Origin of the sequence: Granulicella mallensis MP5ACTX8 (assembly GCF_000178955.2) — a bacterium.
GTDB lineage: Bacteria > Acidobacteriota > Terriglobia > Terriglobales > Acidobacteriaceae > Granulicella > Granulicella mallensis.
Genome location: NC_016631.1, coordinates 4,397,182 through 4,412,353 on the forward strand (window position 1 = coordinate 4,397,182; position 15,172 = coordinate 4,412,353).

General features: G+C 54.9%; 15 protein-coding genes and 1 pseudogene. 4 read left to right on the forward strand and 12 right to left on the reverse strand.

The window, feature by feature from the left end:
* Positions 1 to 45: 45 nt before the first annotated feature.
* A pseudogene (locus ACIX8_RS26605) lies at positions 46 to 198 on the forward strand (SDR family oxidoreductase); the annotation flags it as partial.
* 95 nt (positions 199 to 293) lie between these two features.
* Here the strand turns inward: ACIX8_RS26605 and ACIX8_RS17230 are convergent.
* The 3 genes from ACIX8_RS17230 to ACIX8_RS24735 all read right to left on the reverse strand — a co-directional run bounded on the left by ACIX8_RS17230 (position 294) and on the right by ACIX8_RS24735 (position 4,141).
* Positions 294 to 1,952, reverse strand: coding sequence for a DUF5597 domain-containing protein (locus ACIX8_RS17230; RefSeq protein ID WP_014266657.1), 1,659 nt, complete (start codon positions 1,950 to 1,952; stop codon positions 294 to 296).
* A gap of 164 nt (positions 1,953 to 2,116) precedes the next feature.
* Entirely contained in the window at positions 2,117 to 3,115 is a 999-nt protein-coding gene (locus ACIX8_RS17235) for an SDR family NAD(P)-dependent oxidoreductase (protein ID WP_014266658.1), read from the reverse strand.
* 132 nt (positions 3,116 to 3,247) lie between these two features.
* Positions 3,248 to 4,141 carry a helix-turn-helix transcriptional regulator gene (locus ACIX8_RS24735; protein WP_150110645.1) on the reverse strand — a complete coding sequence of 298 codons (894 nt, stop codon included), beginning with the start codon at positions 4,139 to 4,141 and terminating at the stop codon, positions 3,248 to 3,250.
* Between the two features lie 158 nt (positions 4,142 to 4,299).
* Here ACIX8_RS24735 and ACIX8_RS17245 point away from each other — a divergent pair, with 158 nt between their 5' ends.
* The gene (locus ACIX8_RS17245) at positions 4,300 to 5,244 is read left to right on the forward strand and encodes a cupin domain-containing protein (protein ID WP_014266660.1); all 945 of its coding nucleotides are present in this window, start codon (positions 4,300 to 4,302) and stop codon (positions 5,242 to 5,244) included.
* A 110-nt stretch (positions 5,245 to 5,354) separates the two neighbouring features.
* On the opposite strand, the gene ACIX8_RS17250 is transcribed toward ACIX8_RS17245, so the two are convergent.
* The 6 genes from ACIX8_RS17250 to ACIX8_RS17275 form a co-directional block, all read right to left on the reverse strand.
* Positions 5,355 to 5,816, reverse strand: coding sequence for a cupin domain-containing protein (locus ACIX8_RS17250; protein WP_044178969.1), 462 nt, complete (start codon positions 5,814 to 5,816; stop codon positions 5,355 to 5,357).
* Positions 5,817 to 5,839: 23 nt separating this feature from the next.
* On the reverse strand, positions 5,840 to 7,285 hold the full coding sequence (locus ACIX8_RS17255) for a PQQ-dependent sugar dehydrogenase (RefSeq protein WP_044176962.1): 1,446 nt from the start codon (positions 7,283 to 7,285) through the stop codon (positions 5,840 to 5,842).
* A gap of 77 nt (positions 7,286 to 7,362) precedes the next feature.
* Complete coding sequence (locus ACIX8_RS17260) at positions 7,363 to 8,250, reverse strand: aldo/keto reductase (protein ID WP_014266663.1); 888 nt, start codon at positions 8,248 to 8,250, stop codon at positions 7,363 to 7,365.
* Between the two features lie 56 nt (positions 8,251 to 8,306).
* Entirely contained in the window at positions 8,307 to 9,458 is a 1,152-nt protein-coding gene (locus ACIX8_RS17265) for an aldo/keto reductase (RefSeq protein ID WP_014266664.1), read from the reverse strand.
* Entirely contained in the window at positions 9,458 to 9,985 is a 528-nt protein-coding gene (locus tag ACIX8_RS17270; protein WP_014266665.1) for a cupin domain-containing protein, read from the reverse strand. The genes ACIX8_RS17265 and ACIX8_RS17270 overlap by 1 nt, the downstream gene beginning before the upstream one ends.
* A gap of 299 nt (positions 9,986 to 10,284) precedes the next feature.
* A complete protein-coding gene (locus tag ACIX8_RS17275) occupies positions 10,285 to 11,097 on the reverse strand; it encodes an NIPSNAP family protein (RefSeq protein ID WP_014266666.1) in 813 nt (270 codons plus the stop codon).
* Between the two features lie 346 nt (positions 11,098 to 11,443).
* Between ACIX8_RS17275 and ACIX8_RS17280 the strand changes: the two genes are divergently transcribed.
* On the forward strand, positions 11,444 to 12,070 hold the full coding sequence (locus ACIX8_RS17280; protein ID WP_014266667.1) for a TetR/AcrR family transcriptional regulator: 627 nt from the start codon (positions 11,444 to 11,446) through the stop codon (positions 12,068 to 12,070).
* Between the two features lie 72 nt (positions 12,071 to 12,142).
* On the opposite strand, the gene ACIX8_RS17285 is transcribed toward ACIX8_RS17280, so the two are convergent.
* The 3 genes from ACIX8_RS17285 to ACIX8_RS17295 are packed head-to-tail and all read right to left on the reverse strand — an operon-like array spanning position 12,143 to position 14,076.
* Positions 12,143 to 12,553 carry a DUF1427 family protein gene (locus tag ACIX8_RS17285; RefSeq protein ID WP_014266668.1) on the reverse strand — a complete coding sequence of 137 codons (411 nt, stop codon included), beginning with the start codon at positions 12,551 to 12,553 and terminating at the stop codon, positions 12,143 to 12,145.
* Positions 12,554 to 12,582: 29 nt separating this feature from the next.
* Positions 12,583 to 13,491, reverse strand: a complete 909-nt coding sequence (locus ACIX8_RS17290; protein WP_014266669.1) for a SphA family protein — start codon at positions 13,489 to 13,491, stop codon at positions 12,583 to 12,585.
* Positions 13,492 to 13,500: 9 nt separating this feature from the next.
* Positions 13,501 to 14,076, reverse strand: a complete 576-nt coding sequence (locus tag ACIX8_RS17295; protein WP_014266670.1) for an NADPH-dependent FMN reductase — start codon at positions 14,074 to 14,076, stop codon at positions 13,501 to 13,503.
* 127 nt (positions 14,077 to 14,203) lie between these two features.
* Between ACIX8_RS17295 and ACIX8_RS17300 the strand changes: the two genes are divergently transcribed.
* Positions 14,204 to 15,139 carry a LysR family transcriptional regulator gene (locus tag ACIX8_RS17300; RefSeq protein ID WP_014266671.1) on the forward strand — a complete coding sequence of 312 codons (936 nt, stop codon included), beginning with the start codon at positions 14,204 to 14,206 and terminating at the stop codon, positions 15,137 to 15,139.
* Positions 15,140 to 15,172: the final 33 nt, after the last annotated feature.

Genomic DNA, 15,172 nt, shown 5'->3' on the forward strand with positions numbered 1-15,172 from the left:
GTTCGGCTCCGCAATCACGAGCGTTCTACATCTGGAGAAGAGGAACAAGTTCGGGCCGAGCTGAATGCCAAACAGCCGGTAGGCAGGCTGGGGAAGCCCAGCGAGATTGCGGCTCTTGTTCGCTATCTTTGCGCTCCGGAAGCTGATTTCATGCACAGGACCGCATTGGCAATCGATAGCGGATGGACGGCGGCATAGGAATCGTAACGTTAGCCACCAATCTGGTTTGTCAGAGCGGTATCATCGTCTACTCTGCGTAGCTCAATCGCCATCTGATTTGGACCGCGTGTGCTCTAGTGAACAGCATCCCGCGAAGGGCGATCATACAAAGGAAGTGTGTGAAGCCGGATGCGCACGACGTCCTTGTTATCGCTCTTGAACCTTAGCCCACGATCCGTCTGATCTCCGTTCCAATTGCGTGAGCTCTGCCACGCGCCACCCACATATTGGCCCTGCTCCGCACTCAGGATCTCAAGTTGCTCGTTGCGCGGAGCCGCACTCGCCGCGGTCGTCGCAACGAAGGTAATGCTTGCATCGAATCCGGTGACGAGGAAGTCGAGCGGCCCGAGCTGCGCTACGATGACGCGTCCACTCGCATCCAGCGTGCCTGGTGGCACTTCACCATCGCGCTGCGGAAACCCATATGAGACCACGGCATCGACTCCGGCAAAATGGATGCGCGCCACCGGCTCGCCCTTTTGCTCCACAGCCGTCTGTACCTTGCCTTCGAGGTTCAGTTTCGCGATCTGCTCTTCAATTGGGCCGAGCAGTGCGAAGTTCTCCGAGAGAAAAGCGGGGATCTTTCGGTCACTGATCGTCCAATTCGTATAGTCAACTCCGAACGGCGAAAATCCAATAGCTCCATGACCCAGGGCGTAGAAGAAGTTCGGACCAAAATCGCGGCCCAGGTGTGTCTCCGGAATGAAGAGTGCATTGTCCGGCCTGGCATAGCTTGCAACGACCCGGTGGAACAGGGCACGATCGTCCGAGTAAAAATCCGGACCGAGCAGATCGATCGACGGCGCAGCAGCCTTCCAGATATCGATGTTTTCCTGCTGCGGTCCCCCGCTTGGGTATTCCTGGCCGGGGCTTGGGTGGTCGCGGTTCTCGAGCGCATGCACGGGATAGGTAATCCAGACATTGCAGTACATCGGTAACGCATACTCCGCTTTGCCAGCCGCTGCGACCTGATTGATGTAGTGTGCCGTCGCATACGCCGCGAAACGCTCATCCGCATCGGCGCCATATACCTGGGACCAGGTTCCAGACCCGGCGTGCAGAACCTGGGGCACACTCCCCGCGAACTCTTTGTTCGCCGCCGCTGAGAAGTCCCGCACCGAACCCACTGATCCCGACTCGTTTTCAACCTGCATCATGATGACGGTATGCTCGCTCCCATCGATTTCACGAAGATGATGCATCAGCGCGGCAAAGGCATGCCGGTCAGCTTCGAGAGTAGCTGCCGAATGAGGAGACATCACATCCAGCACCTTGCCGTAGGCGTTCAGCTCTCGCGGATACTTAGCGGGATTCGTCTTAACCCACTCCGGTACATAGTGCATCTGCCCGTTCTTCCAGGTGCCAAACCAAAGCAGGACGAGATGCAGATGATGTTCACGAGCGCCATGGACGAGAAGATCGACGTTTGAGAAATCAAACGTTTTCTCGTGCGCCTCCATCTGCTCCCAATAAACGGGTGCCTCGACCGTATTGACGTGCAGGTCCTCTAACGCAGGCCAGACATCCGGCAAGGTCGACGCCCAGGAGCTCGAATTATTGATCTGTGCACCAAGCATCAGGTAAGGCTTGCCGTCTACGACCAGAGCATAGTGCCCGTCCTGCCTCTGCAGGTGCGGCAACTGCGACTCAGCTCCGATGGGCGATTGAGCCTGTCCAGTCCCAACGATGAGAAGCGCCGCGAGGATCGCACAACTAGCTGACAAACGACTCATGAACAACCTCCTGATACCACCTCGGGAAAGATGCGCTCTTCACAAGGCAAGGTCTCTTTGCTAAAACCAATGGACCCATTGTGCCACTTCTTCCTGGCAATCGGAGCTATTACTCTGAATCGATGCAACTCTGCCGCAACAACGCCAGGGGCAACTGCTTGCCGTTAGACATTGTTGGCGCTGTCACCACCCGTTACATCGTAGGTTGCGCCTGAGACCATTCGCGCCGCATCAGACGCGAGAAACACGACGACGGGCGCCATCTCTGCCGGATCGATCCATGGCACACCCAGAATAGATTTGCTCTGCAGCACCTTCCGGGCCGCTTCTTCGTCGACGGCCTTGTCGCCGGTTGGCGTGCGTCCCGCCACCTGCAACGCTTGCGCATATCGTTCCTCGTGGCGTGTGAGCGGTGTATCGATGAGTCCTGGAACAAGGCAGTTCACCGTAATGCCATGCCGGCCCAGCTCCATCGCCGCAGACTTCATCAAGCCGATGATCCCCCACTTCGACGCCGAATAGGCCGAACCGTTCAATGTGCCGTGTCGTCCCTGAGTTGATGTCGTCATGATGATCCGGCCGTGGTTCTGCTGCACCATATACGGCGCAAAGGCACGGAGAGCGTTAGCAGTGCCCGTCAGATTGACGTCGATCTGGATGTGCCAATCAGCATTTTCCATCTCCAGCAACGGACGGAATGCCTGGATACCAGCGTTGGCAAACAAGATGTCAATGTGGCCAAACTCAGTGTTGATCTTCTCTGCGGCTATCCGCAGTGCGGGAAGATCGCGCTGGTCCAGCACAAAGCTCCTCCATTGGACACCTTCGCTCTTGACCATTTCACCAGTTTGATCAAGTTCGGCACGGCTGGCAGGTTCCACTCCCGAACGCGGATCGACAACAGCGCAGATGTCGATTCCAACCACATTCGCTCCACTACGCGCCAAGGCAACGGCTGCTGCGCGCCCAATCCCGCGTGCCGCCCCAGTTACTACGGCTACTCTCCCCTTGAGAATCTGTCCCCAAGGATCTGTCTTCGCCTGTGTCATCTGTCCCTCCATATTTCCTGTCAGTGAAACCGCGCTCAGCGCTGCTGAGCCAGCTAGAAAGAACCTGCGCGATACGATCGCCTTCGCTGTCTCTTGCTTTCCATTTGATTGCATGAACACCTCCCCTGTCTTTCATTAACAGTTTGGGCGAGCAGAGACTGCTTAGCTTTCTCGAATAGCCGGTAATTTTGGATTTTTCAGGTGTAGTTGTCACGCTATCCACAGGAGGTGACCTCGAAGTACTAACTACGATGGAGAAGCAGTGAGTGATGAGCGGAAGCGCCCCGGCGTCATACCGACCAGCTTGCGAAAGGTCGTAATGAACTGGCTCTGGCTGGAGAAGCCACATTGCATTGATATCTCGATGAGCGGCACATCGGCCTTCTTCAGAAGCTCCTGAGCGCAGGCGATGCGGCGATGGTTGACGTATTGATGCGGCGTAAATCCGGTAGACTCGCGAAATAGGACCGCGAAGTGTTGCGGGCTCAATCCGACGACGCCCGCAAGCGATTGAAGCGAAAGATCGCGTTCCAGATCAGCTTCGATATATTCTCGGACGCGTCGTTCGCGGGTGGGCCCTAAGCCTCCGGTCGCATAAGCCGCCTCGCCCTTCCGTACGGAGTAGGCGCGGAGTAGGCGTACGCAGAGAGTCATGACCGCTGCGCTCGCTACCGCAGCATTCAGATGTCCACCCTCTGATTCCAGATAAAGCGAACGAGCAAGTTCCTCGATCAACAGGTCTCGGACCAGATAGGTGGATTGAAGTTCTAGGGAATCCTGCTGCAAGATATCAGAGGCAAGACGCAACAGAAACTCTTCACGGATATAGATGTGAATCAACGCCGCTCGCCGCTGCCAGAGTGTCTTGTGCGGAACGCGCGCAGGAATCACGCTGACTGCGTTTCCGATAAATTCCTTGGTTTGGCGAAGCTTTCCCGTTGCACGCCACTCCGCGTGCATATGCGCTGGCTCAAGCCCCACAGTTACCTGCACGCAGTCGTGCACATGCTCCTGCCACGTACTGCGCGGCTGTTTCGCCGCGTAAACGCTAAAGCCTTCTCCATCAAACCAGAAGTGATCTTCGGGCAGCGGTTCATTCGCTCCCACCAGAATCATTCGTTCCTGCGATGGCTGTGTCACGCGTTCGATCGGCTCCTAACTCGCCGGATGATCTCAGTCTAAAGAATCCAAAAGTCCCGGAAGAACCAAAGATACAGGATCATTCGGCCAAAGCCACACTGTATCTGACGTTGGCCGAAGCGACCAACGACTGCACTTCGTGGTGAAAGGAGAAACACATGAATACCGCAATTTCCGCAAAGGTGATTCCAGCTACTGCTCTCACGCAGGATGCCGAGATCTTTGAGTACAGTAAAGCAGCCGATCCGATCTCTTCCGGGGCGACGCCACGCATCCCAGTCAGGACGTTCTCGAGTGAACTCTATGCTTCCGGCACAACACGTATGGTTCCACTCGATCTGAGCAAAGAATTGAAGACCCACTATTCTGCGACAGGCCCGAGTGTTCTGGCGAGCTTTGTTCGCATCGAGGCTGGCGAGTCGATCACCACTTCAGCCGATGCCACCAGCGAGTTCTTCTACGTTATCAAGGGCAACGGCCATACCGATACCGAGGAGGGCGCCATCGAATGGAACGAAGGCGCCATCTTCGTATTGCCTGGCATGGCTGCGGTACACCATGCTGATGCAGACACGGCCTTCTACATGGTTAACGATTCGCCGCTGCTCGCCTATCTTGGTGTAGAGAAGTCGAAAAGCCGTTTCAAGCCAACGCTGTACGCGCATGCCATAATCATGGCCGAGTTGGAGAGGGCCAAGAACGATCCAAACGCAGGCAAGCGCAGTCGCGTGAGCGTGCTGCTGGCAAACAAGAACTTCGACCAGACGTTAACCATCACGCATACTCTGTGGTCCATGTTCGGCATTGTGCCTCCCGGGACGCGGCAGCTTCCACACCGTCATCAATCCGTTGCACTTGATTTTGCGGTAGAAGCGAACTCCGGCGTATACACCCTGATCGGACCGGAACTGAATGCAGACGGCTCTATCAAAGACGCTATCCGCGTGGACTGGGTGAAGGGGGCCGCGTTCGTAACACCAGCCGGTTACTGGCATGAACATGTTAACGAGTCCAATGCGGATGCCTATGTGATGCCCATTCAGGATGCTGGTTTGCACTCCTATCTGCGCACCCTCGACATCCAGTTCTATCTCGAAGACTAATTCCGTTTCAGGTCTTCTGCTGCTGTGGGCCTATATCCAGGCCCACAGCATTTTATTCGTTCCATGAGGATCATCTGTTCCTTCGATTGTGTTCTTTCGCACCTACGGATTCAGTATTCCGCCTTCTCCCCCTTTGCAGGAACTGAGGTCGGAACACCTGGAGTACCGGCATAGGTGATGAGCAATACGGTGGGTTCGTCACCCGACTCACCGCGATGCACATCGTCTACTGACTCCCCTACCGCTTGCCCCTGATAAACGACCTGAGTCTTGCCGCTGGCTTTGTCGTGCAGCGTAAGAGAGCCCGAAAGCACGTAGACGACATTTGGAGATGGATGCGTGTGCCATGGCAGGGCCGTGTGTGGTGCGATGGTCAGCTTGATCGTAGTGAGTTGCGGCTGGCCGGTGGGATAGTGCTTGTAAGGCTTGCCGTTCCACGATTGGGTTGTCTGCAACAGGATTTCGCGGTGCCCGCTGGCAACACTATTCCCGGGGGTTTGAGCGAGTACGGCCGTTAGAGCTGCTCCGGTGACGACAGCGGCAATTCCAATGCTGCGGTGTTTACAAATCATGTCGGTCATCTTCTATAGCCTCGCTATTTTCCGGTGTAGGTGACGTGCCAGACAGAGCGGGAGCCATCGTCGGTAACGAACAAGCTACCGTCCTGGGCGATGGCGACGCCTACGGGACGTCCCCAGACCTGACCGTCTTTGGTGACGAAGCCGGTGAGGAAGTCTTCGTAGCTACCATCGGCGTGACCATTGTGCATCGGGACGCGGATGACCTCGTAGCCGGCGCGGTTGGCTCTGTTCCAGGAGCCGTGCTCTGCGGCAAAAGCGTCGCCGTCATATTGCTCAGGGAACTGCTCTTTCCGGTCGGGATAAAAGACCATCTCGAGCGAGGCCATGTGGGGCTGGACGAGAACATCCGGAGTAATCACCTTAGAGGTGAGATCGACGCGATTGCAGGTTTTAGCCTCATCCGCGGTAAGTGCGGCCGCCTGCGGATTGGGGCCAGTGCCATTGGCACAGGGTTCCGGGAGGCGCGGATCCTGATGATTGCCCATATAGTACCAGGGCCAGCCGTAGAAGCCGCCTTCCTTGATCGAGGTGACGTAGTCGGGGACCAGATGATTGCCCAGATTGTCGCGTTCGTTGGTAGAGCACCACAGTTGACCTGTATTGGGATTGATGGCTTCTCCGACGCAGTTGCGAATACCGGATGCATAGACCTTGATGAACTTTCCTTCGGGCGTGTATTCGAGTACATCAGCCCGATGGAACTCTTTTGGATGCGTGTCAGGATCATCGATATTTGAGCCTGAGCCCACGGAAACTAACATAGACTTGCCGTCTTTGGTGAAGACAACATCGCGAGTCCAATGACCTCCACCCATGAGCTGGGCATACCCAGGAATATTGGGAACGATCGTTTCAGTAGCACCCGTCGCGTGCAGATCTCCTGTGTGATAGGGGATTCGTTGAATGGTAGTGGCATTGCCGACGTAGATATACTTTGGATTCTTAGCGGGATAGAACGCAATGCCAAAGGGATGATCGAGGCCGGTAGCGAATCTTTCAATCTGCGCGGCTTTGCCGTCGGGGCCTACACCGCGAAGGATGAAGAGAGTGCCGGCGCCGGAGTCAGCGAGAAAGAGATCGCCATTGGGTGCCGTCCTGAGCAGGCGAGGCATCGTAAATGTGCCCCCACTCAACTGCATGTGCTCCTTGTTGTCTGCACGCTGCATGGGAGCGGCATCGCCTCCGGCGTAGAGCGTCACCTTGAAGCCTGGAGGAGCAATAGGCCAGGCTTCCTTTGGGCGAGGAATCAAATGCGGGGTATTGTTAATGGCCTCCTGAGGTTTGGGCACTGGCAGATCGGCGACTGTAATCTTACGACGGACGCCAGGCTGCTGTTGATTCCAGTCCGCGAAGGCGGCCTGACCAGTGATCGTCTGCTGAGCGTGGAGTCCAGACGGAAGAAGCGCGGTAAAAACAAGAGCGGCGAATGCGTGGAACTTTTCGAAGCGTGAACGTCTCATCCTTCTTATCTCCAGATATGTAATTTGGCGATAGTCGATCATGCAGTGGTTTAGCAAGCGCAGGTTTGGCAGTAGCATCAACCGCGTAGACTTGCGGGGGGATGGGTCACTGCGGACAACCGGGCATAAGCGCCCTGTGGCAGTTCAAGACCCGTAGCAGCAGTATTCTCCTCCAGGTGCTTGACCGAGGATGTTCCGGGAATAGGCAGGATCACTTTGGAGCGCTTGAGTAGCCAGGCCAGGGCGACCTGCAAAGGAGTCGCGTCAAGATCGTTTGCGACCTGCTTGATGGTGTCGTGTGCCTCCTTCGCTTGACCGAGTGGAGCCCAGGGAAGAAAAGCGATATTGTGCTGCTCGCAATAATCGACGATGAAGTCAGATTCCCGGTCGGCGAAGCTGTAGCGGTTCTGCACTGAGACAATCGGCACAATCCTGCGTGCCCTCTCCACGTGTTCACGAGTCACATTCGAGAGCGCGACATGGCGAATCTTACCCTGTTCGCGCAGGCCGGCGAGTGCTTCGATCGACGCCTCGAAGGACACAGCATTATCGGGAGCGTGCAGTTGATAGACGTCGATACGATCCAGCCGCAGACGTTTTAAACTTCCCTCGAGTGCTTCGGTGAGATGGCTCGGACTGGCATTGTGCGTCCATTGGCCGGGACCTGGGCGCTCCCATCCACCCTTGGTTGCGATCACCAATCCAACTGGATAAGGGTAGAGTGCTTCTGCGATCAATTCTTCGGAGGTGCCGGGGCCGTAGGAGTCGGCCGTATCGATCAGGTTCACGCCGAGGTCAATCGCACGCCGAAGCGTTGCAAGGGATGTAGCTTTGTCTGTGGGAGGTCCCCACACGCCCGCCCCTGTAATGCGCATCGCGCCGTAGCCCAGGCGGTTAACAGTAAGATCGCCACCGATGGTAAACGTGCCAGCAGCTGCGGCTGAAAGAATCTGTTCCTTATTCATAAGATTGTTCCTTTCGATTCAAAGTTTGGAATGTAAGACAAGCCAAATGCCTGCGCTCAGGCAGGCACTGGCGCATTCTGCTCAATCAGATTCTGAGCTTTGAGTTCTGCCCAGAACGGGGTCGGGATCTTAGTTTGCATGGAGGTGTAATCCGCAAGGATCTGCTGCTCACTGCTGGCGCCTACAACAAGGGCTGCAGCGACGTCCGGCGCAGCCGAGAATTGAAGCGCCGCAGTCCGAAGCTCGACTCCATGATTACTTGCAACCTCGCGAAGCCTCTTACGTTTTTCAAGAAACGCAGGCGGAATCTGATATGACTCTTTCCCATAGTTGTAACGCGGACTTCCCGAGATAAACCCGGCATTGAGTGATGACCCGATCACGAAAGACACCCCCTTCGCCTTGGCCGCTGGAAACACTTGATCCAACGCATTTTTATGGTCGATCAGAGAATACTGAGAGGCCAGAAGGCATACATCCGGATCTGCGACTTCAAGCAGTCGCATGATTGGTTCTGGAGTATTGACGCCGATTCCCCAGCCTTTGATTAATCCCTCTTCCCGCATTCGAGTAAGTTCAGGAAATGCACCCTTGCGGGCGATTTCGAACTGCTCTTGCCAGGATGTTGGAAGATATTTGTTATCCGAGGAGATGTCGTGGACGAAGGCTATGTCCAGGCTGTCAATTCCGAGCCTTTGCAGACTGTCTTCAATGGAACGTCGCACGCCAGACGCAGTGTAATCGTAGACCACATCATTCGGGGAGGGGGAGAAAGGAAAATACTCTCTATTCTTCGCGGTCTTCGATGCCTTGAGAAGCTTGCCGACCTTCGAGGAGAGGATGAATTCGCTTCGATTCTTGTTGTGAAGAAAGTTGCCGTATCGACGCTCGGCCAGACCTAGTCCGTACCACGGAGCCATGTCATAGTAGCGAATCCCGGCATTCCATGCGGCTTCAATGGTGGCATACGCATCTTTGTCGGTAATGACTTCAAACTCATTTCCGAGAGGAACCCCTCCTATACCGAACCTGAACGGTGGCTTGTAGTGCTCTTTGTTGCCGTTGCTGACAGCCTGCTCCATGCTGTTACTCCCATCATTCATATTTGGTGCACTTGCCGCGGAAGCTGCCCTGGGCAGAAGTGCTGTTGCCACTGCCATGGCTGATCCTTTGACGGTGACACTCAAGAAGTCTCTTCTCGTATTCATCAGCATTTCCTCTCTATAGGATTTGGATCGGTTGGCAACCAGAAATCGTCAGGCAAATTGACAACAATTGGCTCTGGCGTACTTCGCACAACCACCCATCGAAATGCATTGTTTTTCGATGGGTTAAGCTCCTGATGTGGCAACCAACTCGGCACATGCAGAAAATCGCCCGCCCTAACAGTGACCGAGTGTTCTCCAAAGTTGCCCCAGCGCACATAGGCCTCTCCTTCAAGCACGTAAACGACGGTGTCCTGTTCGCCGTGGTGGTGGATGCCGGTCTTCCCGGAAGGCTCGACCACAAATAGGCCTGCCCATATCGAGGAGACAATGCCTTGCATGGCCACAATGGCGGACATCCTCAGCGATCCTGACGTCTGCTGGGTTTCGGTGCTCAGTTCAGCGGGATGCACGACGCTGATCGTTGAATTCGATTCCGGGCCAGATCCCGTCCGAAGAGCAACTCCTCCCGGCACAGCAAGCGGGTCAGCTATCGGGCGAGTGAGCGAATCATTAGGTTGGTGCCCCATGTGATCTCCAGATGGTTCGTAATTGCTCGGCAAGCTACTGTACTGTACCGTACATTACAGTAAGATGCATTAGACGACAAATTAGACGCACAATTAATCCGAGGCGTCTGAAGAAAAGTTCGCGCAAATGCTGCTCCACGGAGAAACCGGCGAGTTGCAAAATGGCCTCACGCATTGTCTTGCTCGGGATCGTACTGGTATGAACTCTTACGCCTCCGTCGAGACCGCCGCGCAGATGCATTCAATGCACGAAGAGCCCTCGTATGTAGGAGGGCTCTTTTGCGTTTACCGTAATCTCACTAAACTTGCGAACAGGCCAGGGGGCGCAACACCAGGCTCGTCACATTGGATACCGTTGGTGGGTCTAAGTTAAACCTCGAATCGGCAGAGAGCTTCTTCCAATCGGGATCGGCGGAAAACTTTTCCCAATCTGTCTCAAGCGAAGTCATATCAGGAAAGCTGAGCATATAGGTAAGATTCGGCAGATTCGGTCCAACCAGTGTATCGGCGTAGAAAACTCCCGTAGCGCCGGCCTTAGCGAAGATGCCAAACTCGCCGCTATGAAACATCTCCACCTTCCGGACGTGATCCATGTTTGTCGGGGACTGATACTGGCGAAGGTGATAGATGCGTTTCCCTTTGGTTGCGGCGGAGGCTGGTGGAGTGACCTTGGGATATCCCGGGAACGCCCGCAGAAGAGAACTCTCTATCCGAATATAGGGCGGCGTGGCGGCGGGAGCATCCCAGAACTGCGCTGCCGCCTTCATAAAGACATCGTCCTTCGCCAACTCGAGATCAGCTGTAACCAAGGTTTCCAACTTCGAACTTGGCATCAGCAGGTAATAGGACGGGCTATCTGGTCCGAAATAAACAGAGAATGCACCAACTGGCCCAATGCCGAGCCGGTTCAATGCAGGAATTAAAGCATCGGCAAAAAAATCATTGGTGAGCTTTACTCCCGGTCCATTTGCTAAATGGTATCGGCGCAACTCCATGTACTCCGGCGCAGATTTGTCCGCAGCAGTGGCTGTCTGAGCCAGTAAATCACCAGCAGCAGCGAGCGAGAGGGCTGAAGCAGCAAGAGAGCTAGAAAGAAAATTGCGACGATCCATGAAGTCTCCTTGAGATTAGATAACGTTAGGTCCAAACAATTTGCGGTGACCACTTGCAACGTTCTTCGCCTGGCCCTGAGCAAGGATGATCGTCAGAGAGAGAGAGAGAGTCCAGCGACAATGGTGGTATTGCGTTCTCCATAGGCTTAGCTATTACTTTTCAGTTTCCGTACTGTACAGTACGTTACAATATACAAACAAGTTACAACAACCCTATAGGGCTAACAAGCCAGAGTGGCGTGAAGCAATAGGCCGCGTAAAATGCTGCTGGTACAGGGGATTCAAGCTGGAGATTGCATTCGATATCTTTGGAAATGCATTCACGACTTGAGATGAGGAGAGATGAATGCCTAATAAGCGGTCGCGAGGAGAGGTTCGAAACAGCAAGCTCCAAAAAGTCGCAGCAGACCTGTTTCTAAAGCACGGCTATGAGGGTGTCACCATCGACAAGATTGTCGAGTTGGCTGGCGGGTCGAAAAGTACGGTTTACACCGAATTCGGTGGGAAGTGTGGACTGTTCATCAGCAGTATCGAAAACTTGTGCCGCGAGGCGAATGAACCGCTCACAAAGATTGACTATGCAGGATTGAACCTTGAAGCGAGTCTGAAAAAACTCTCTATTCAGATTCTGCACCTCATCACCGCGAAACGGTCCGTGGAGCTTCATCGTCTGGCTATCGGCGAGGCGGTGAACTGTCCTGAAGTAGGCGAGGCATGGTACACACATGGTCCAGCCAGAACGGCTTCGTTTATACGCGCTCTGTTGGAAAGTCGTCGCGAAGAGCTACGAAAAACAACGATTCCAATTGACCGGATGGCGGTGCTCCTTCACGACTCATTGACGGGAGACACCCTCTACCGTCTGTTGGCAGGAGTCGGTAGTCCTAAAAGCGATGCCGAGCTCGAGCGGTTGGCCTGCACTGCAGTCGACGCCATTCTCGGGAACCTTTGCAGCGATCCATCAAGAAAATAGCGATTCCCGAGGTTTGACGCCATCCACTTGCAGAACCGTGTGGTTCCCCTGACGCGTAATCAGTTCTGGAGGTCAAGAGATGAAGTCCGTGAAGTGAGTCGTCGTCCTGGGAGGCAGGAACGTTTCTGAGGAGCGTAGCTGCTGATTCGTGAGTAGCAGATCAGCAATGATCAGTTGCAGAGCTTCGGATCTTTGCCGCCAGAATGCGGTATCCGCTTCAGGCTCTGGAATGGATGCGAACTCGTGGGAGATGACTTCCCTGCCGTGGGCTGCCAATTCAGTCGTGGCGCCCGTCGATACGGAGGCCGCTATGGAGGGGGCAGAGGTGCGCTTCAGAAGGTGATCAACTGAAACATAACCCGCACTCATCGCTACGATGAGGAGGGCGCCGATGATCGCCTGTGGGGCCAGCGAGGGCACTCCGGTCCATCTCGAAGCTGCACCGATAACGAATGCGACAATGAACGCGATCAGGATTTTCATCTTCTTCTCCTTGAAACACTACGTTTCGTTCAGAAAGTCTTTTCTATCCTCAGTACGAGCTTGTTTCCTTCGGGACGATTCTTTACGCCAAGCTCGTGATAACCATTTGCATAGAAGAACCATTTACCCGAGTTCCAGACCATGCCTGGACCGATCGCTCCTACTTGTTCCGGAGAGTTCCGAAGCGGGACGCCATTGACACGGCCATCCGTAATCTGCCGGAGGTAATAGGCGTTTGGGCCGATCCAAAGGTGTTTGCCAAAGTTGTACGCAGTGGTGGCGTTGAAGTGGACCACCTTTCCTGCCTGTGTCGATTGAGCACCTGTTGCGATTGGCGGGCTATCGTTCGTCGAGTTCCAGAGATAGTGGACTCGCCAACTGGTCTCGATACGCTTGAGGGGGAATGCGGTAACCGCATAATACGGATGAACAGTGAATGCATTCGCGCCGATATTTACAGCAGAAGATCGGGTGTAAGCACCCACGGGTAGATCGAAATCGAAGACGACTCGTTGGTCGATAGGGACCTTGCCGATCTTTCGCTCACTCCATTGAAGGATGAATGGAGACACCGTAAGCGCTCCCCACCCACCGGATTGTCCCGCACTGCCGGCGTTGACGTGCGCGGCAGCCGCCACTACTTCCGTGCCGTACCAACCGCCCAGAATCCTCTTATGAGCTAGCCACGCGATGTGAGTCAGTTCGCTGATGCTATTAGTAGCGCCGGCTCCTGCAATCGGCCTCCCGTAGCCGTCTACAACCGTTCCTTCATGGGCACCATCTCCAATCTCTTCAATGACCACGCCGGGGCCTGCGATACCGTCGAGAAAACTGGTATCGCCCAGGTTCACCGCCGGCTCCGCAACGTGCGTCTGCGCGACGAGCGAAACCGAAGAGATGAAGGCCAGGAAAAGGACGTATTGGAGCGGCTTGAGCATGGTCCTTTCCTATGCACAAACCAGGCGGCGACCCAGAATCTCTTCACGAAGTCTGTCGAGCGAGCGCAGCATAAAAGTCAGCCCCTGCTCGTCCTGATACACATCCTCAGCGAGCTTCGCGTGAACGCCACCGACGACGACCTCTGGCCCCATCACGAGGTGCGCATGCATGGAGATCAGCGTCTCCCGCAGCTGGTACTGAGCCCGGACGCCGCCCGTAAACGCCTTGGACGAACTGATGATCGAGACGGGCTTGTCCTTGAAACATGACTCGAAGACCGGCCGGGAGGCCCAGTCGAGTGCATTCTTCACAACACCTGGCATGCCGTGGTTATATTCAGGTGTTGCGATGAGGACCCCGTCGCTTGCCGCAATGATCTTCCTGAACGAGGCAACCGAAGGTACCTCAGGACTCCGATCCAGATCCTCGTTATAAAGTGGAATGTCTTCCAAAGTCACCACCTGAATGTCGATGGCAGGCGCGGCTTTTACAGCCAGTATCTTCAGCAGCGACGTGCTGAAAGACGCTCTGCGGAGGCTCCCTGAAATGCCAACGACTCGAACTGTTTCTCCCGTGCGGTCCATGTTTTTCTCCTCGTCTGTGGCCGCGTCTAGCGTCCACATTCACGAGGCTAGGCCCCTCTTTTTCATGTGTCCAACGAAAGATTCGCATAATATATATCTTCAATGGTGATGAATAGAAGGAGGTCCTATGGAGATACGACACCTGCAGCACTTCATCGCTTTGGCGGAAGAGGGTAAGTTTACGGCTGCCGCGCAACGCATGAACATCGTTCAATCAGGACTGTCCATGTCCATCAAAGAGCTCGAACAGGAACTTGGAAGTCAACTCGTCACGCGCACGACTCGCAAAGTCTCGTTGACTGCGGCTGGGGAACTATTCCTTGAACATGCGCGTGGTTGTCTCGCTTTGCTGAATGATGGCGTTCAGTCCGTTCGGTCTCAGGATGGTGTCGTCAGAGGCCGCCTGCATCTCGGCATCCTGCAAAGCCTGACGCCGTACGTGCAACTCGCCACCTTGCTGCAACGATTTCATTCGTCGTACCCAGAGGTCGAATTCGCAGTTCGAGCTCTTTCTACAGAGGCTGTGCCTGCTTTGGTGCGCTCAGGATATGTAGATCTGAGCTTCCAGGCAATCCTCGGCAAAGAGCGATGGCCCGGAGTTCAGGTCATCCCCTATGCACAAGACTCGCTCGTTGCGATCTGCTCCAGCAAGCATCCGTTAACCAGAAAGAGTAGTGTGCAACTCGAAGTGCTCAGCCATGAGAGCTTCGTGGATCTCACACCCGAGAGGGCTCTGCGGAAGCTGGTTGATCAGATTTTCACCCAGCACCACTTACCGCGATCGAGCGTATATCAGGTGAGCGATATTGAGACGCAACTCTATTTCGTGGCTCACGGTCTTGGCGTCGCAATCGTGCCGTCCGCTCTGGCTCGTTCCTCCACCGCATCCCATGATCTTCATACGCTGCGGATATTGAGTCAGGCTCCAAAGCTCGCTAAATGGCGAATCGCGATTTTGACACGGCCAAGGCGGAACGACATTCCTGGAAAGACAACGGTTGAACTCTTTCTGGAAACACTTGCTGAACTTTCAAGGAAGACGAAGATCACTGGCGAAACATAGGAGGCTGCCAGCTGGATTGGGAAAATACGAAAT